The organism is Tistrella mobilis (assembly GCF_039634785.1).
Classification (GTDB): Bacteria; Pseudomonadota; Alphaproteobacteria; order Tistrellales; family Tistrellaceae; genus Tistrella; species Tistrella mobilis.
Window position 1 is genome coordinate 38651 of record NZ_JBBIAB010000002.1, and the last position, 19627, is coordinate 58277.

Genomic DNA, 19627 nt, shown 5'->3' on the forward strand with positions numbered 1-19627 from the left:
CAATATTTTTCTGGCAGGAAATGGAAGGGGCGGCGGCGAAAGCGGCGTGCCGGGGCCAACTCGCCGGCGGCACCGGCTGCCGAGACGTGGTAGTCTGGCCGCGGACACACCACCGCCAGCAGATGGGGGCGGCCACCCCCGGCCGCCCGGAGACGCATGAAGCGACCGACCAAACGGACGGATACCCAGATCGACCTGTTCGTCGCACTGCCGGGCACCATCCCGACCTACGACCAGCAGGACACGATGGAGCTGCCCTTCTTCTCGCTGGCCAAGCCGACGCCGACCTCGCGCCGGTCTTCGATCGACTACCGGGCGACGGACGGCAATACCGAGATCCATATCAACGTCACCGCGCCCGAGAGCATCGGCGTCGCCACGATCTGGGATGCCGACATCCTGATCTGGGCCGCCAGCCAGCTGCGCGCGGCGCTGGACCGGGGCGAGCCGACCTCTCCGACCATCCGGGTCTCGCTGTACGAATTGCTGCGCGGCATCGGCCGGCCGACCGGCGGCGACGAATACCGCCGCATCCTGAAGGCGCTGGAACGGCTGAACGCAACCTTCATCCGCACCAATGTCCGCAGCGGCCGCCGCCGCGACCCCAAGGGCTTCCACTGGCTGGAAAGCTATTCGGCCCCGCTGGACGAAAACGGCCGTTCGCTCGGCATCGAATTCACCATCGCCGACTGGCTGTACAAGGGTATCGTCACCGACCGGCTGGTGCTGAGCATCGACCGGTCGTATTTCCAGCTCTCGGGCGGCATCGAACGCTGGCTTTATCGCCTGATCCGGCGCTATTCCACCGCCAACACCCAGGGCTATGTGCTGCCGCTGCGCTTCCTGCACGAGACCAGCGGCACAACCCAGCGCTATGCCGACTTCGCCAAGGAACTGCGCCGCACCATCGCCCGCCAGCGCCTGCCCGGCTATTGGCTGGATCTGCGCACGCAGGAAGGCGTGGGCGAGGTGCTGTACTTCGTGGCGCGCGAACACCTGGCCCCGGCCCTGCCGGCGCCAGAGGTGGAGGCGAACGGCCGCAAGCGCCGCAAGGCACCGGCACCGGCGCCCGAAACCGCCACCGACGCGCTGATGGAAACCACGGTCGAAATTCTGCAACCGCCGGCCAGATCCCGGCGCAAGGCCGCCGCATCCGCAGATCACGCCGCCAACGCCGCGACGGGCGAGGGGCCCAAGCCCCGAACCCGACGCAAGACCACGGCCGCACCGGCCGATGCGCCGCCCGCAGGGGCCGAAACCCCGACAGACCGGCCGCTGACCGCCGATCTGCTCGACCAGGCGGTTCAGGCCGCGGCAAAACCCGCCCGCAAGCCGCGCAGCACAGGCCGCAAGACCACCGGCGCCGGGGCCGAAGCCCCGAAAAAACCCGCCGCACCGCGCAAACCGCGCGCAACCGCCGCCGCGAAGGGGGCGAAACCCCGATAGGGCAGGGGATGCGCCGGCCGGCGCCATGACGGCAGGGATGACGGCGTAAGCCCTTGATCATCAAGACAAGATGGCGCGGGCAGAGGCCGGGCGCCGATGCGACATGACGGCACGGCATGACACGAGGCCCCCGCACGGCATGACACCCTGACGGTACGGCACCCCGGCGGCACGGCACGCCTGCGGATAGCGCAACCGGCACAACCCTTTGAACCATAGGCAGCTTCCGGGCACTACCCCCGCGCCGGGGGGCGAAACCCCGATAGGGCAGCGCCGGCCGCCACGACCCCCGCGCGCAGGGCAGAATGAGGAGACGACCCCCATACGCAGCCGCGGACGGCCGAAATGAGGGTCGCCAGGGGCCGAAACCCCGATAGCACGCGCGCCGGAACCGGCTTTCGGGGGCCGAAACCCCGAGAGTCCGGGCCAGGACAGGGCAGTTCACGGGGGCCGAAACCCCGGCAATTCCGCCAGTTCGGGGGGCAAAACCCCGTGTCATGGCCGCGCGAGGGCCACAGCCATGCCCCCGGGCCCATGCCGGCAGCCGATCCGCCGGCCGGGCACCGGGCGGGCGAAACCTCTCTGTTGCCGCATTTTTTTTGCCGGGGGCCGAAACCCCGAGTCTGAGAACACCGGCCCGCAGCCAACAGCCGCGCCGTGGAAAACCGGTCTCCCACAGGCCGATTCGGGGTTTCGGCCCCCGGGCGCCGCGGAGAGGCCAGACCGACCCGCCACGGCCCGGATTGCGGGAGTCCGGCAGGAATCCACGGCTCCCGCAGGGGGCAGCGCGCCGCGGCTCTCATACCTCTGCCATCAGAGGCCGAACCCGCCGGCAGCAGGGCGTTTCAAATGCAGCGAAGACTCCGGGGGCCGAAACCCCGATTCCCCTGGGGGCCGAAACCCCGATGATTATTTGCAGAAACCATGTATTGGGGGCTTGACAGACGCGGGAAGGCGTCCGGACTCGGCTTGACTCCAGGCTTTGGGGTGCGTTTCTCTTGTTTCTGACCGGAGTTGGGCCGGTTTTCTCATCCAGGCCGTTGTGCGTTCCGCGCCGGCCGCAGATCACGAAAGCCGATCACGCGTGCTGACCACAAACACGCATGCCGACCACAAAAGGGGAGATCCGCCGATCATGGCCCTGAAATGAGATAGTCCCGTTTACGAAGCCGCTTTGGGCGACACCGCAAACGGGACCGACCTCGACTGACAGACTGGCTTTCGCCGCCCTATCAGCACCGTGACAAGTCTGATTCTAGGCGGAATAGCTGCTGTTTTCAAGCGCCGACAAGGCGTTGACGGTTCTCCTTTGCCTGTCGTCCGGATGTGACACCGCGGATCACCAGATCCGGCCGGGAGTGTTTTGTCGTGTCCGACATCTTTGAACCGACCCGCCTCGGCTGGCTGCAAAGCGTGCAGCGCAGCCGGGAGACGGATGTTTACGGCCTGGCGCTGGCCGCCAGTCTGAGCGTGCTGGCCGGCAGCGACCATGTCGTGCGCGCCAGCCTGCGCGAGCTGGCCGAAACCGCCCGCATCAGCCCCAAAACCGCCGGCGATCGCCTGCAACGCCTGGCCGAAGACGGCCTGCTGACCCTGGTCGACACCGGGGCCACCGGCGGCCATCAGCCGCGGCGCTTCTATCGGCTCGCCATGGCCGGCGTTGTTCCGGGCAGCCGGGGGCATGATGCCCGGGGGGCGGCTGCCATCCCCGCGGCCATGGCGGCGCCGAAGCCCACGGCACCGGCGGCAGACCCGGCGCCGATCGTCGATCCGATGATCCGGCTGGTCAGCCGCATCCAGCAGGCGGCCGCGGCCCCGGGCTGGAAACGGGTGAAGGCCGCCGCCGCGGTGGCCGCCGCGGTCGAAGCCGCCGGCCGCGCGGCGGTGGAAGATTTCGCCGATCAGCTGGGTGCCGGCCCGAAACGCCCGGCCTATGACATCGCCGTCGCCCTGTCGCAGCTGGCCGGGACCGCCACCGCAACCGCCGCCGCGATGGCCACCACACCGGCAACCACCGGCGATGCCGGCCAACGCGACGACGACGCGCGGTACGAGACCGGAGCCGCCCCCGAGGAGAGACGATCCGGGGATGGGCGATCCGACGATGGGCAGACCCCGCCCCCCGCACCGCCGCTGCCCGCCGCCTATCGGGCCGAAGCCGAAAGCCTGGTGGTCCTGGCCGGGCTCGACCCCGCGCGCCGGCGCACACTGGACGCGCTGGTGACCGCAAGCGGCCGCCCGGCCCCCTGCTGGGGCCTGCGCGACATCACCGTCACCGCCATCGGCCGGGCACTGGCCGAGGCCGATCTCGGCCAGATCATCATCCCCCCATCCGTCGCGGATCTCCGCCACGACCTGCGCCCCAGACCCGCCTGCCAGACCACTCTGGCGCCCATAGGACTCACCAGGAACAGGACTCTTCCTTCAAGACCATATCCGGACTCGGATTCGGAGCCGGGGTTGATGAGAATGGCAGGACGGCTTGCCGGCACGTCCGGTGGCGAGATGGTCGGACAGCGGGTCACGGGGTGAGGCGGATGATGTGGCCGGCCAGGGTGATCGAGGTGATGGTGCCGTGAAGGACAGCCTGCTTGGTGCATCGGCCTCGGGCGCCGGAGATGATTTCCACCACCGCTGGGTGGCCCGGGAAGTGCTGCAGCTGCTGGCCCCCGACAGTCGGGTTGCCGGCATCACCGTCGAGGGTCTGCCCGCGGATGCGGTTCACCAAGGCCTTGGTAAGCATGGCCAGGCGGTGGACGTTACCTTGAGGCTGACCGACGGCAGCTTTCGCTATCTCCAGCTCAAATACTCGGCAAGCGATCCGGAACAGGCCTGGAGCTGGGCGCGTCTGCTGACGCCCAAAAAAACCCACAAGCCCGAAAGCAGCGTTCTGGGCAAGCTTGCCGGGCTGATGACGGCCGGTGATCTGAAGGGGTGCTTCTCTATCGTCACCAACCAGCCGCTTGCCGAGGAGGTCGCGCGCGAGGTCGAGGCCTTGCGCGGCGAAGGGTCGGTCGAGACACGCCGGCAAGAGCTTTGCCAAAAACTGACGCTGGATACCGACCAGCTGCGCCACTTTCTCAACGCCTGGGATCTGACGGGCTTCGGCGAGGTTTCGCGCCTGCACTTGCAGACGGAGGTTATCGCCCGGCTTGCGACGACCATTGATGGCGATGCGCGAGCCGATGCCGACTATTTCCGGCAGAAGATCATCGAACTGATGCTGCCCGAAGGCCGCAACGCGTCGGAGATTACCCGCGAAGCCGTTCTGAGCTGGTTGGGTCTCGGAACCGAGGCGGATCTTTTTCCGGCACCGGCCCAGATCACCCCGCCGCAAAACCTGATCCACCGCCCGGTGGCGCGTAAGCTGGGGGAGAAACTGACCGCACCGGCTGAACGACCCTTGCGGATCCATGCCGATGGCGGCTGCGGCAAGACCAGTCTGGTGACCGTGCTAAACGGGGTGCTGCCTGCAGGATCGGAGGTCTTCGTCTACGATTGTTATGGCGGCGGGCTGTTCCTGGCGAGCGATACCGGTCGCCACCGGCCGGAGCAGGCCTTCATCCAGATCGGCAACGAGATGGCGGTGCGGCTGCGCACCCCCTTCGTCATCCGGCGCCAGACGATCAGCGCCGAGCCGTTCAAGGTTTTTCATCGCCGGTTGACGGCGGCATCCCAGGTTCTGGCAGACCGGGATCCGGCGGCCCTGCTGGTGCTGGTGTTCGATGCGGTCGACAATGCCCGCAAGGCGGCGAAGCACTGGACGGATGTCTGCTTTCTCGATGCCCTTCAGGAGGCAAGCGGCTGGCCCGGGAATGTCCGCGTCGTGGTGACCTGCCGGACCGCCCGGCTGGACGAGGTGGGGCCGGCCTGGCGCTATGAAGACTTTCCGATCGGGCCCTTCGACGAGGCCGAGACCCGCAGCTTCGTGGCGCTACGGCAACCGGCATGGCCGGTGGCTGTCGCCGACCGGCTGTTCGACCTGACCGGCGGCAACCCGCGGCGCCTGGCCTATGCGGTCGACGGCCTGGGCCAGGACGGGGCAGGGCAGGCGGTCGAGCGTCTGCTGCCGCGGGAACCGGGGCTGGATCCGCTGTTTCGGAAGCGGATCAGGGAAGCAGGGATCCGGTTTGCCGACGAGCGGCTGGTGTGGCGGGTGCTGGGCGCGCTCGCCCGTCTGCCCCGGCCGGTGCCGGGCGAGATCCTGGCGGCGGTCACCGGCCTGACGGCCCCGGATATTCAGGACATCGCCACCGATACCGGCGGTCTGACCCATCATGCGGGCGGCTGGTCGTTCACCGACGAGGATTTCGAACATGTCGTCGAGACCGAAACGGCCGCCGACGGACCCGCGCTGCTTTCTGCCGCCGCGGATCTGATCCAGGCCCGGGCCGGGCAGAATGCCTGGGCCGCCCGGGCGCTGGGGGAGGTGCTGGTCGGTGCGGATCGCCTCGATGCGCTCTATGATCTGGTCAGGGGAGATCCGGCCTTTCCGCCCGGCATGTCGGAGGGGGCCAAGGCCTATGTGAAGACGCAGCGCCTTGCCCTCGCCATCCGGGCCTGCCGTGCGCGCGACGATATCGATCAGGCGACCCTGCTGCTGATCGCCCAGGCCGAAGGGCTGCATCGGCAGAGGCTGCTGAACGAGCTGATCCTGGGCAATCTGGATCTGGCGTGTCGGTTTGAGCGGGAGACGGCGGAGCGGCTGGTGCTGGCTGATCCCGACCACAAGCCGCGCCGGGCGCAGCTTCACATCGAACTGGCTGCTGCTCTGGCGGAGACCGATCAGGCCGCGGCGCGCCGGCACTATCGCTGGTGGGAAGCATATCTCAATGACCATCGGGACCGGCCCGAGAGCGTTCATATCGATGAGTCGATGCTCGCTGCAGAGTACCGGTTCAACCGCAGCATATCGGGCCACGAGATGGCCTTGCGCTGCCTGAGGCGCGGGCGCCCGCACAAGGCTCTTAAGGGGGTGTTCCTGCTTCTCGCGGAACAGGATGCCGGTCATCAGCCGGATGTCCTGCTTGAGGTAATGAAGGGACGGCATTGGCCGCCGGCAGTGCTTGCGCCGCTGATTGCCGCAGCACTGCTGTCGGGGATCGGTTTCGATGACGAAACTCTCCGGGCGGCATTGATAAGCCTGGCAGGTAAAAATCATGCCACCTGGCCTCTCAGTTCGGCGGTCAACATTCCGCAGAGTTCGATCCTTACTCTGGATGAAGCCATTCTGTTTCTGTGCGAACGTGCAATGGCCCATCCCGATCTCCACGAACCTGTGCGAATGATCCTGGACAAGGCGTTCCCAAAACCGGATTTCGACGATTCCATGGCCTTTGTGCGTTTCGACGCCAAGCGATTGCGCTACGCTCGCGTCTTCGCGATGCGCGAGGTTATCGATTGCACGCTCATAGATGTCGAAAAATGGCTCCCGCCATCCAAGGTGCAGCGTCCGCAATCCGGACGACGGCGACAGGATGGTGTTGATGAGCCGATCATAGAGCGGCGTCGGAATGACGGCCGAGAGCGGCTACGTGACTCTCTCATACGATTGCTCGATGGTGCTCGTGCTTCGATGTCGCTGGTCACAGCTACATCGTCGGCAGATGCTGCATGGGCGACCTTCTCGTCGGTTATGCACGTCGGATATGACTTTAGCGCGCGGGCATATGATCGAGGTGAAGTCCGCCAGCTTCTTCGTGCGCATGTGATGCATCAATGTCTGGCTGGCGCAAACATCACGGCGTTGTTCGGCCCGATATGGAGTTTTCTACAGGACTGGCCGAACTTGCAAAATGAGGTCCGGATCGATCTCGTCCGGTCGCTGACCCTCACACCTCAAGGTCATGACGCGGCGGCGGCCCTGCTCTCGATCCTTGAAACATCGCTGCCGGAGGTGTTGGGTTCGGCGAAACACCTGTCGGACGCGCAGGCCGACTGCGCCCGGGCCGCCCTGCCGCTTGATCCTGCGTTGGCGCAGCATTTCTTCGCTGAAGCGATCAGAAGCACCGAAAAGGTGGATATCGAGGCGGCGGCGGAACTGGCCGCCGCCTCGGCAGTCTGCCGGGCGGGGCTGGGCGGGACGCAGGCGGACCGCCTGAGGCTTGCGCAGCGGCTGGGGGATGCCGCGGGGGCTACGGCCGTGGCGCTCGACTGGGACGGCTTTCCCTGGGCGGATGTCATCATCGGCGTCGCTGCGGCGGATCTCGGGGCCGGCCTGGCCGCTGCCGCCCGCTGGCACGATCTGGGGGAGGTGGCGTATGAGACCACCATCCCGGCTCTGCTGACCAGCCGGGCGGGCGAGGCCCTGGGCCTGACCCGCCGATATGCGCTCGCCTGTCTGGCGGGTGAGGCCCGGCCGGATCTCGCCGGGCTGGCCGGCGCGACGCCGGTGCCCGAGAGCATCATCGCCCGTGAACTGCACAACGCCCTGATCTCGGGAGACCCGGCGGAGGCCATGGCGACCTTCGAGCAGATCGGCGGCCTGCCGGGCGCGGCCGCAAGCCCGTCCTGGCTGGCGGCGCAGGACTGGTATGACAGGATGCGGTCCTGGGATTCGTCGGGGGAGAGTGGGGCGGCCTCCACGCCTTCAGATCCGCCCGCCGACCCGCCGCTGACGACAGCCGAGGCGGTGAGGGCGACCCTCGCAGAACCGGTGATCGACTATGTCCGGCTTGCCGCGCGGGTCGGCGGGCGTCATCTCCGGGTGGGTTTTCTGGAGGCCGCCGTGGCCAGTGCCGCGCCGCGCGGAGATCTGTGGATCGCCCTGCCCCGGATCATCAAGGGGTGGCGGGACTATGCAGCGGTCGCTAACTGGGCGCGCGAGAACCTGATCCCCCATCTGCCGGACGCGCTGCCCGCTCTTCTCGCATGGCCCGGTCAGAACCCGCACGGGATCGAAAACCTGCTGCAGGCGACGGACCTGCCGCCGGAGGCGCAGGCCGAGGGGCTTCTGGACGCGATCGCCCGCAATGCCGACCATCTCTCTGCCGACGGCCTGTTCACGCTGATCGGCGTTCTGGCCGCCCGGGTCCGCCCCGAAACCCGCAACGGCCTGGCCGGCGATCTGATCACGCGCGTCGCCGGGCGTGCGGGGCGCGAACCCCGGGTCGTCCTCTCTGACCAAGACGTGCCGGAAGATCCGACCCTCTGCCTTGCCCGCCTGATCTTTGCCGCCATGGGCGACATGGACGGCCGGGTGCGCTGGCGTGCGGCCCATGCCGCGCTGATCCTGATCGAGGACGGCGACCCGGTGGTGGCGCCCTTGATTGCGCAGCTGGCCGTGGAGACGGAACCGGTCTTCTCAAGCCGGGATTTCTATGTCCATGCCGCCCGCGAACAGCTGTTATGGACCCTCTGGCGCGGGGCGCAAACGGCGCCCGCGGTGATCGCCCCCCATGCGCCGGAGATCCTGGCGCATCTGCGTGGCACCCGCCATCTGATGGTGCGCGAGGCGGGGCGGCGGTTGCTGCTCGGCTTGGGCGCGTGCGGCCATATCGATCTGGGCGATGCGGATCGGCGCTGGCTCGACGGTCTCAATCGGAGTGCGCTGCCGCGCAGGCCGGGGCAGGGGGGTGCTGCGGGCGACCGGCCTCACAACGGGAAGACGCGCGCGTTCAGCTTCGACACCACCGACACCATACCCCATTGGTACAGAGGTCCCGCGGCCTTCTTCGGTCTGGAGATGGACGCGTTTCTGGACCGGGTGGAGGCCTGGATTGACGGCCGGTGGGGATATGGTGAAGCCGGTCATCACGGACGGGAGGCGCGGACGAAGCGTCGCAACAGCGCGTCTTTGGGCGCCTCGTCACACAGCCAGGGCGTGCGACCGCTTCTAGCGCCGCTCTCCAGATATCTGGAATGGCACGGCATGATGTGTGCCCTCGGCGAGTTGATCGGGACCCGGCCGCTCGTTGCAGACACAGGCATGTATGGGACCTTCGACGACTGGCGCGACGGCCATCTGCCGACGATCGGGCCATTCTGGCTCAGCGATCTGCGCACCCCGCCGCCCATGGAGCCGCATTTCTGGGGTATGTTGCCGGACGGCGCCGTGGCTGCGGATCGTGTCTCTGGGAACGACATGTGGCCGCACTCAGTCCATGACACCGTGTTGACCCGGGAACTCTGCGCGGCCGATGGGGGGCGTGTGGTTGCGGGCAAAATCACCCTGCACTGGATGGACCTTCGCCAGCATGTGGGTATCCGTTCCGCTCTGGTGGCTGCCGGCAAGGCCGAGCGTCTGGCGCAGGCGATGCTTCAGACGACCAGCTATGTGGACTTCATCGTGCCTGGTGTCGATCACCATTCGGATGAGGTGTTGGGGCAGCGCGTCCGCGGATGGATCCGGTACGGCGGCTCCGATGCCGGCGCCGATGAGCATGACGAGGCCTGCGGCGACATGTCCGGCATCGCCGCGGCGCCCTGCCATCCGGCGCTGCCGCTGGTTCACGACCCCCATGCCGCGGCCTTCGTGGATGCCGGTGGGCAACCGATGATGTGGCTTGCGCAGTGGTCTTCCGCCGGCTGGTCCGGCAGCTCGGGCTGGCGCCTGACGGCCGGGACCGAGGCGCTGGACCAGCTGGTGCAGACCAGCGGGATGACCCTGCTGATCTGTGTCGAAATCAGACGGACGTATTCAGGCGACGACCGTCGTACAGAGCCGCCGCCGACATATTGGGGCGTCTGGCTTTACGAAGCCGATGGCGGGCTGCGATATGTTGGCCAGTCCCGCACCCGCCGATCCCCTTGACCCACCGCCGCCACCCCGGCACAACGGATCGGGCACAGACACCAGACAGCGAGGGCCGGTTCCTGACGACGGGAGAGAGGGGCGGCAGGCAGGGGGAGGGCCGGCGGCGCATCCGCAACCTGGGCCTCCAGGCCCTGGGCCTGGCGGGGGTTGCGGTGGCGGCGGTGGTGACGGCGCTGGTGCATGGCCATGTCACCCGCAGCAATCTGCACGATCTGCGCGAGCGGAGCCTGAACACGTTGCGGCTGACCGAGGCGACCCTGCGCGGGCAGTTGCTGCGCTTCGACCGGCTGCCGGGGCTGCTGGCCGATGAGCGGACGATCCGGGCGCTGCTGCTGAGGCCCGGGGATCCGGGCCTGGCCGACCAGGCCAACCGCTATCTGAAGGACACTGCCACCCGGCTGGGGGCATCGGATCTCTATCTGATGACCCGGGATGGCGAGACCATCGCCGCCAGCAATTACGACCAGCCGCAATCCTTCGTCGGCGGCAATTTCGCCTTCCGCCCCTATTTCCGCGATGCGTTGACCCAAGGCGAGGGCCGGTTCTTCGCGCTGGGCACCACGTCCAACAAGCGCGGCTATTATGTCGGCGCGCCGGTGGTGCTCTATGACCGGACGGCCGGGCCACAGGCGCTGGGCGTGCTGGTCATCAAGGTCGATCTGGACGATATCGAACGCGCCTGGGCCGGCAATGATCCGCGGATCATCGTCACCGACCCCGAGGGCATCGTGTTCATGTCCAACCGGCCGGACTGGCTCTATCGGGGCCTCGGCCGGCGCAGCGCCGCCGAGATGGCCCGGTCGCGCGCCACCCGCCGCTATGCCGGCCAGGAGGTGGGCGAGATCCCGGTCGTTGCCCGGCGTCATCTGAACCTGCGTCGTCTGGACGGGGGGCATCTGGACGGGCGGGGCGACGCCGGGGCGGATCTGATCTGGGTTGCGACTGAAGGTGGTGGAGAGAGGGAATATCTCGCGGTTCAGACGCAGATGCCCGAGGCCGACTGGACGGTGATGGTGTTGAGCGCCACCGCCGCCGCCCGGCTGGATGCGCTGGTGTTTGCGATTGCGGCCCTGCTGGCGATGGGCACCGCCGGCACCGGCGGCATGCTGGTCTGGCAGCGCCGCCGCCAGCTGGCCGAACGGCTGGCGGTGCAGCAGGCGACCCAGGCCGAGCTGGAACGGCGGGTGACGGCGCGCACCGCCGAACTCGCCCGCGCCAACCGCGCCCTGGAAGACGAGGTGGAGGAACGCATCGCCGCCGAGGCCCGGCTGCGCGAGACCCAGACCGAGCTGATCCAGGCCGGCAAGCTGGCGGCGCTGGGCCAGATGTCGGCGGCGCTGAGCCATGAATTCAACCAGCCGCTGTCGGCCGCGCGCAATTATGCCGAAAATGCCGGCCTGTTCCTGGCCCGCGGCGACCTGGCCGAGGTGGAGGCCAACCTCAGCCGCATTCAGGAGATGATCGACCGCACCACCCGGATCAGCCGGCATCTGCGCGATTTCGCCCGCAAGCCCGATCAGGCGCTGCGCCCGGTGGCGCTGGCGCCGACCATCGCCGCGGTGCAGGAACTGCTGGGCTGGCGGCTGCGCCAGGCCGGCGCCGGGTTGATCGTGGAGCTGGACGACCCGGATCTGACGGTGACGGCAGGCGCGGTGCGGCTGCAACAGGTGCTGGTCAACCTGCTGACCAATGCGCTGGACGCGACCGCCGATGCCGCCGATCGCCGGCTGCATCTTCAGGCCCGGCGCGTGGCCGGCGGGCTGGTGGAGCTGCGGCTGGGCGATCGCGGCCCGGGCGTGCCGGCGCAGCTGCGCGAGCGGATCTTCGATCCGTTCTTTTCGACCAAAGAGGTCGGCAAGGGGCTGGGGCTGGGCCTGTCCATCTCGTACAACATCGTCAGCGATTTCGGCGGCGCGCTGGAGCTGTGCGATCGGCCGGGCGGCGGGGCCGAATTCGTGGTCCGCCTGCACGAGGCCGATCGGGAAGGGGAGGGAACATGACCGCAGGCCGCGTGCTGGTGGTGGACGACGATGCCGATCTGCTGGGCTCGGTGCTGCAGTCGATGAAGCTGGCCGGGCTTGCCGCCCAGGGCTTCGGCGGCGGGCTGGAGGCGCTGGAGCATATCTCGGGCGGGTTCGACGGCGTGGTCGTCACCGATATCCGCATGCCGGATCTGGACGGGATGAGCCTGATGACCCGGATCCGCGAGATCGACCCCGACATTCCGGTCATCCTGATCACCGGCCATGGCGATGTGCCGCTGGCGGTGCGCGCGATGCGCGAGGGCGCGCACGACTTCATCGAGAAGCCGTTTTCCGGCGCGCATCTGGCCAGCCTTGCCGCCCGGGCGCTGGATTTCCGGCAGCTGGTGCTGGACAACCGCCGGCTGCGGGCGGTGGCCGGGCAGGCCGATGATCTGGAAACCCGGCTGGTCGGCCGGTCGGCGGCGATGATCGATCTGCGCCGGCGGATCCGCACCATCGGCCCCACCGATGCCGATGTGCTGATCGAGGGGCCGACCGGCGCCGGCAAGGATCTGGTGGCGCGCACCCTGCACGACCTGTCGCCGCGCCGCGACCGGCCCTTCGTTGCGATCGCCTGTTCGGCCCTGCCGGCCACGATGATCGAAAGCGAGCTGTTCGGCCATGATCCCGGCGCCTTTCCGGGGGCGATCCGCGCGCGCATGGGCCGGTTCGAACATGCCCGCGGCGGCACCATCCTGCTCGACGATATCGGGGCGATGCCGATCGATCTTCAGGCCCGTTTGCTGAGGGTGATCGAAGAGCGGATGATGACGCCGATGGGCAGCAACAGCCCGATCCCGCTGGATGTGCGCTTCATGGCCACCAGCCGCACGCCGCTGGACCATGAGGTGGAGGCCGGGCGCTTCCGGCCGGATCTGCTCTACCGGCTGAATGTCGTCAGCCTGCGGGTGCCGGCGCTGGCCGAACGGCCCGAAGACGTGCCCGCCTTGTTCGACCGGCTGCTGGCCGAGGCCCATGCCCGCCACCGCCTGCCCGACCGGCCGGCTTCCCCGGATCTTCTGGCCGAAATGGCGCGGCGCGACTGGCCGGGCAATGTCCGCGAGCTGCGCAATGCCGCCGAGCGGGTGGCGCTGGGCCTGGCCGATCCGGCGGCGGCGCCGGCGGGCGGAGAGGGCGGGGCGGCACCGACGCTCGCCGATCTGATGGCCGAGCATGAACGCCGGATCCTGATCGATGCGCTGATCCGCCATCGCGGCGTGCTGAAGCCGGTCTACGAGACGCTGGGCCTGTCGCGCAAGACACTCTACGACAAGCTGGTCCGCCACGGCATCGACAAGACCCGTTTCGTGGGCAGCGACGAGGGCATGTAACCCCGGCTACACACCGCCCGGCGGATCTGGGTAGATTTCTACCCATCGCCGGAAAAATCCTGAGATTTCATGCAGCTGAAGAGGGCAGGGCGGTTGTCCGCCGCCGGCCGTTCCCGCAACAGTTCTTCCCGAACGCACAAACACGATACGGGAGGAAAGCACATGCGTTTCACCGGATTTGCCGCCATGGCCGCGGCCGCCCTGATTGCCGGCACCGCCCTTGTGGCGCCGGCCGCGGCCGAGGATCGCAAGGACTGGCCGTCGGAGATCACCATCGGCACCGCCAGCCAGGGCGGCACCTATTTCGTCTATGGCAACGGGCTTGCCGCCTTCATCGGCGAGGCGCTGAAGGTCAATGCCTCGGGCGAGGTGACCGGCGGCCCGGTCCAGAACGCGACCCTGGTCCAGACCGGCGAACATGCCATCGGGTTGATGACCATGGGCCCGGCGCGCGAGGCCTGGACGGGCAAGAGCGAGCTGGCGCCGGGGCTTGAGCACAGCGACCTTCGTGCCCTGTTCCCGATGTACATGACCCCCTTCCAGGGCATCGCCATGACGGGATCGGGCATCGGCAGCGTGACCGAACTGGGGGGCAAGCGGGTTGCGGTCGGCCCCGCCGGCGGCACGCCCGGCACCTATTGGCCGCGCTTCCTGGAAACGCTGGGGGTGAAGGCCGATGTGTCCTATGCCGGCGCATCCGATGCGGCGGGGCAGTTGAAGGACGGGCTGATCGACGGCTTCGTCTTCGCGGCCGGCGTGCCGATTTCGGCCTTCAGCCAGCTGGCGGCCGAGGCGGATGTGAAGATGTTCGGCTTCACCGATGCCGAACTGGCCCGCCTCCTTGAGGCCCATCCCGAGGTGAGCGCGCTGACCATCCCCGCCGGCACCTATCCGGGCCACGACGATCCGCAGAACACCGTGGCGATGTGGAACTTCGCCGTCGCCCATGCCGACATGCCCGACAGCCTGGCCTACGAGATCGTGAAGCTGGTGATGGAGAACAACGACCGGATGCGCCAGATCCACGCCTCTGCCGCCGATACGGTGCTGGAGAATGTCGACAAGAACGGCTTCCTGCCCTTCCACCCGGGGGCGGTGCGCTATTACGAGGAAAAGGGTCTCGTCATCCGCGACGAGCTGAAGGGCTGATCCCGAAGCAGGCCGGCGCCCGAAGCGGCCCGGATGCGGTGGCATCCGGGCCTCCGGGGCACCTTAAGGCCGATGCAATTCTTTGGGAAAACAAGGGGGAAGCCCGATGTCGTCATCCGCACCGATGGCGCCCGGCGGCGCCGACAGCATCGCCGATGGGGTCGATGCCGAGGTGATTGCCGGCAATCAGCGCGTGTTCACCGGCCGGATGGGCCTGATCATCGCCGCTGCCTGCATTCTGTATACCGGCATGCACATCTATTCGATGAACGTGCAGCCGATCGAGACCTGGGTCTATCGCCTGCTGCATGTGTCGGGCGGGCTGATGCTGGGCTTTCTGCTGTTCGCCTCCAGGCCGTTGCTCGACGCGCGCGAGGGGCCGGGGCCGCGCACGGCGCTGACCGAGCGGCTGCTGCTGGCGGCGGCCGCCGCGGGCATTCTGGTGGCGGCCGGCCAGCTGGCGGTCATGTTCCTGGCCGATGACCGGGTGGTGACCGGGGCGCCGGCCACGAAACATCTCTACAGCTTCGGCTATCCGCTGATCGCCGGCACCGGGCTCGCGCTGCTCGCATCCTGGATGGCGCCGGCGCGCGGGCGGGGGCGGCTTGGGGCGGCCGATACCCTGCTGGCGCTGGCGGCGGTGGTGGTCGGCGGCTACATCATCGGCCATGCGGATTTCCTGCGCATCCGCGCCCAGGTCTTCCCCCATGTCAACGACATGTGGGCGGCGGTGGCCGGCATCGTGCTGATCCTGGAACTGACCCGCCGCCTGGCCGGGCTGGCGCTGGTGGTGATCGTGGGCCTGTTCCTGGCCTATGGTTTCATCGGCCCCTGGCTGCCGGGGGTGCTGAACCATCGCGGCTATGCCCCCGGGCGGTTCTTCGCCTTCATCTACACCGATAACGGCATTCTGGGCCCGACCACCGCGATCTCGTCGACCTATATCATCCTGTTCATCGCCTTTGCGGCCTTCCTGCAGGCGAGCCGGGTGGGCGAGTATTTCGTGAACTTCGCCTTCGCCGCCGCCGGTGCCATGCGCGGCGGGCCGGCCAAGGTGGCGGTCTTCGCCTCGGGGCTGATGGGCATGATCAACGGCACCTCGGCGGGCAATGTGGTCTCGACCGGGTCGCTGACCATTCCGTTGATGAAGAAGGTGGGCTACCGCCCGCAGACCGCGGCGTCGGTCGAGGCGGCGGCCAGTTCCGGCGGCCAGATCATGCCGCCGATCATGGGCGCCGGCGCCTTCATCATGGCCGAGATCACCGGCATCCCCTATACCGAGATCGTGATCGCCGCCGCGATCCCGGCGCTGCTCTATTTCCTGTCGGTCTATTTCATGGTCGACAAAGAGGCGCTGCGCAACGGCATGCAGGGCCTGCCGCGCGACCAGCTGCCGCGCTTTTCCGCCCTGGCCCGCCGGGCCTTCCTGTTCCTGCCGATCGTCATCCTGGTGGTGGCGCTGTTCCTGGGCTATTCGGTGATCCGCGCCGGCACCGTCGCCATGGCGGCGGCGGCCGTGGTCAGCTGGTTCACCCCCCATCGCATGCTGGTGCGCGAGGTGCTGTATGCGCTGGAACTGACGGCGCGGATGTCGCTGCAGCTGGTGGCGGTCTGTGCCGCGGCCGGCGTGATCGTCGGCGTGATCGCGCTCACCGGCATCGGCACCCGCTTCTCGTCGATGCTGCTGGGGCTGGCGGGGGAAAGCCAGTTCGTGGCGCTGGTCTTCGCCATGCTGATCTCGATCATCCTGGGCATGGGCATGCCGACCACGGCGGCCTATGCGGTGGCGGCGGCGGTGATCGCGCCCGGGCTGATCCGCATGGGGATCGAGCCGCTGACCGCGCATTTCTTCATCTTCTACTATGCGGTCATGTCGGCGATCACCCCGCCGGTGGCGCTCGCCTCTTATGCCGGCGCGGCGATCGCGCAGTCCGACCCGATGAAGACCTCGGTCGAAAGCTTCAAGATCGGCCTTGCCGCCTTCATCGTGCCGTTCATCTTCTTCTACAACGCGCCGATGCTGATGCAGGGCAGCTGGTTCGAGGTGGCGCATGTCTTCGTCACCGCCACCATCGGCATCTATCTGCTGGCCTCGGGCGTGCAGGGCTGGCTGTTCGGCCGGCTTGCCTGGCCGCTGCGCATCATCGCCATGGCGGCCGCCCTGGCCATGATCTCGGGCGGCTGGGTCTCGGACGCGATCGGCTTCGCCGCCGGCGCGGCCATCTTCCTGGTCCAGCGTGCCCGCCCCGCCGCCCCGACACCCGCCCGCCGCACCGGCTGAGCCGCCTGCACGGGGGGTGAGACGAGACGGGGGTTGAGACGATACCGCCCGCAGCCGGGGTTCCGGGTGCGGGCGGTGTTCTGTTTCGGGGCCCTCACCCCGCCGGCGGCACCTCGTCCCCCCACAGCTCGGGCCGGGCGATCACCCGGGCGCGGAAGGCCGCTTCGGCTTCGGGGGTCAGCGGCCGGTCGGTATAGGTCTGATAGTAGATCGGCAGCAGCGACAGGCGGACCGACATCGGCTCGCGCACGTCGAGGGCGTAATAGCCCATCTGGATGAAATAGAAATTCCGCGCCCGGATCTCGGCCTGGCCGGCGTCGAAGCCGTGGCGGGTGTACATGTCGACCAGGGCCGCGAGGCGGGTCTGGTCGGCGGCGCGGATGGTGTCCTGGATGGCCGGCATGCCGCGCGCCCAGTCGCGCACCGCGAAATCGAGCCGGGGGTCGAACTGCCCCGGATCCAGCCAGATCTCGAACAGCGCCAGAATGCAGGCTTCCAGCGTCGGCCCCGCCATGGCCGCGCGCTGGATCGCATCGGTGTTCTTCCGGTTCCAGACCTCCAGCATCGCATCCAGCAGCGCCGCCCGATCCTGGAAATGCCAGTAAAAGCTGCCGCGGGTCACCCCCAGCCCGTCGGCGAGCCGGGTGATGCGCACCGCATCGACCCCGCTTTCCACCAGCACCTGCAGCGCCTTTTCGAGCCAGTCCGCCCGGGTCAGGCGCGGCGCGCGCGCATCGTCTTCGGGCATGCTCACCTGCTCGATCAGCCGGCGGTTCGTCATTGACGTCTCCATACAGGTCTGTATTGTTCAAGACATAAGTGTACGGTGTCGGGCGCTCTCTGGCCAGAGTCTCCACAGCGAAGACGTGGCACCACAACGAAGACGTGACACCACAGCAAAGACGGCAACCGGGGGGAAGAGAGAGATGACGGTGCAGGCGAAATCGCCGCCCAGGGTGATGCGGTTCGACGGGTTGAGCTTCGAGCCCCGCTTCGCCTTCCCCGAGATGGCCCGCGTGGTGGAAGTGGCGGGGGCGGAAGACGGCAGCGCGCTTGCCGGCGGCTTCGCGCGCTTCACCGGCGCCCGGATCGCGTGGCAGCTGCGCTATGACGAACTGATCCTGGTGCTCGACGGCCGGCTTGTGGTCGAAACCGCGGATGGCCGGCTGGAGGCCGGGCCCATGGATACGATCTGGCTGCCGGCCGGCACCGACCTGGTCTACAGCTCGGAGAACGCGCTGGTCTGGTACTGCCTGCAGCCGGCCGGCTGGTCACGGGATACGGATGCCGCAGGGAGTGGGGCAGGGGGCGGGGCATGACCGCCATCACCCTGCTGCCCCAGAACGACCGCACGAACGGCTGGAGCGCCGACCTGCCGCCGCGCCGGCCGAAGCCGCCGCTCGACCGCGACGTCACCGCCGATGTCGTGGTGATCGGGGCCGGTTTCGCCGGGCTCGGCGCCGCGCGCCGGCTGGCGGAACTCAGGCCGGATGCGAAGATCGTGGTGCTGGAAGCGGGCCGGCTGGGCGAGGGCGCCTCGGGCCGCAATTCGGGCTTTGCGATCGACCTGCCGCACAATGTCGGCTCGTCGCTGGAAGAACTGGCCAAGGGCCAGGCCTATAAACGCCTCGCCCGCGCCGGCATCGCCTCGCTCAAAGACACGATCACCCGCCACGGCATCGCTTGCGACTGGAGCGAGGACGGCAAATACCACACCGCCTCGTCGGATCGCGGGGCGGACGAGGTGCTGCGGCCGACGGTCGAAGAACTCACCCGGTTGGGGGAGCCCCATGAATGGCTGGACCGCGCGGCGACCGCCCGCCGGCTCGGCACCCGCCATTTCGCCGCCGCGGTCTTCACCCCCGGCACGGTGCTGGTCAATCCGGCGGCGCTGACCCGCGGCTTGGGCGACAACCTGCCCGAGAATGTCGATCTTTATGAAGGCACCCCGGTTGTGGATGCCGCGTTCGGGGCGAGTGTGGTGCTGAAAACCCCCGGCGGCACGGTGCGCGCGCCCAAGGCCATTCTGGCGGTGAACGGGCTGGCGATGCGCTTCGGCTTCTGGAGGGGCCGGCTGCTCAACTTCGCCGCCCATGCCAGCCTGAGCCGGCGGCTGACCGCGGCCGAACAGGCGGCGCTGGGCGATATCGCGCCCTGGGGATCAACCCCCGCCAATGCCTTTGCCGGCATCACCATGCGCTATACCAACGACCGGCGGATCCTGATCCGGCAGAACATCCATTACTGCCCGGGTCTGCGCCAGTCCGATGCCCGCCGCGCGCTGATCCGCGCCAATCATCAACGCCTGTTCGACCGGCGGTTCCCGATGCTGAAGGGCGTGCAGATGGAGCACACCTGGACCGGCTTCATCTGCCTGTCGCGCAACGGCGCCCCCGGCTTCGGCCAGGTGGCCCCCAATGTCTGGAGCGCCGTCTGCCAGAACGCGGTCGGCATCGCCAAGGGCACGATCAGCGGCCGGCTGGCGGCCGCCATGGCGCTGGGCGAGGACGAACCGCTGATCGCGGACATGGTGAGCCTCGGCACCCCCAGCCGCGTGCCGCCGCGCCCCTTCCTCGACATCGGCGTGCGGTCGCGCTTCGCGCTCGAAATCTTTGCCAATCGTCACGAGGCCTGAGGCTGT

General features: G+C 68.3%; 10 protein-coding genes. 9 read left to right on the forward strand and 1 reads right to left on the reverse strand.

Annotated elements, in window-relative coordinates; translation table 11 throughout:
* Window positions 1–156 precede the first annotated feature (156 nt).
* From WI697_RS03165 to WI697_RS03195, 7 genes are all read left to right on the forward strand, one after another.
* A complete protein-coding gene (locus WI697_RS03165) occupies window positions 157–1446 on the forward strand; it encodes a replication initiator protein A (protein WP_345957323.1) in 1290 nt (429 codons plus the stop codon).
* 1368 nt (window positions 1447–2814) lie between these two features.
* The gene (locus WI697_RS03170; RefSeq protein WP_345957324.1) at window positions 2815–3978 is read left to right on the forward strand and encodes a hypothetical protein; all 1164 of its coding nucleotides are present in this window, start codon (window positions 2815–2817) and stop codon (window positions 3976–3978) included.
* A gap of 43 nt (window positions 3979–4021) precedes the next feature.
* The gene (locus WI697_RS03175; RefSeq protein ID WP_345957325.1) at window positions 4022–10198 is read left to right on the forward strand and encodes a hypothetical protein; all 6177 of its coding nucleotides are present in this window, start codon (window positions 4022–4024) and stop codon (window positions 10196–10198) included.
* Window positions 10195–12201 (forward strand): sensor histidine kinase, encoded by a 2007-nt coding sequence (locus WI697_RS03180; protein WP_345957326.1) that lies wholly within the window; start codon window positions 10195–10197, stop codon window positions 12199–12201. Before WI697_RS03175 ends, WI697_RS03180 begins: the two co-directional genes overlap by 4 nt.
* The gene (locus WI697_RS03185) at window positions 12198–13556 is read left to right on the forward strand and encodes a sigma-54-dependent transcriptional regulator (protein WP_296711292.1); all 1359 of its coding nucleotides are present in this window, start codon (window positions 12198–12200) and stop codon (window positions 13554–13556) included. Before WI697_RS03180 ends, WI697_RS03185 begins: the two co-directional genes overlap by 4 nt.
* 162 nt (window positions 13557–13718) lie before the next feature.
* A complete protein-coding gene (locus WI697_RS03190) occupies window positions 13719–14705 on the forward strand; it encodes a TAXI family TRAP transporter solute-binding subunit (RefSeq protein WP_345957327.1) in 987 nt (328 codons plus the stop codon).
* A gap of 106 nt (window positions 14706–14811) precedes the next feature.
* Window positions 14812–16986, forward strand: a complete 2175-nt coding sequence (locus WI697_RS03195; RefSeq protein WP_345957328.1) for a TRAP transporter permease — start codon at window positions 14812–14814, stop codon at window positions 16984–16986.
* Between the two features lie 94 nt (window positions 16987–17080).
* On the opposite strand, the gene WI697_RS03200 is transcribed toward WI697_RS03195, so the two are convergent.
* On the reverse strand, window positions 17081–17767 hold the full coding sequence (locus WI697_RS03200; protein WP_345957329.1) for a TetR/AcrR family transcriptional regulator: 687 nt from the start codon (window positions 17765–17767) through the stop codon (window positions 17081–17083).
* A 145-nt stretch (window positions 17768–17912) separates the two neighbouring features.
* On the opposite strand from WI697_RS03200, the gene WI697_RS03205 reads away from it, so the two are divergent.
* Window positions 17913–18305: an ethanolamine utilization protein EutQ gene (locus tag WI697_RS03205; RefSeq protein WP_345957330.1), complete on the forward strand. Its 393-nt coding sequence runs from the start codon at window positions 17913–17915 to the stop codon at window positions 18303–18305.
* Window positions 18302–19621 carry an NAD(P)/FAD-dependent oxidoreductase gene (locus WI697_RS03210; protein WP_345957331.1) on the forward strand — a complete coding sequence of 440 codons (1320 nt, stop codon included), beginning with the start codon at window positions 18302–18304 and terminating at the stop codon, window positions 19619–19621. The genes WI697_RS03205 and WI697_RS03210 overlap by 4 nt, the downstream gene beginning before the upstream one ends.
* Window positions 19622–19627 lie beyond the last annotated feature (6 nt).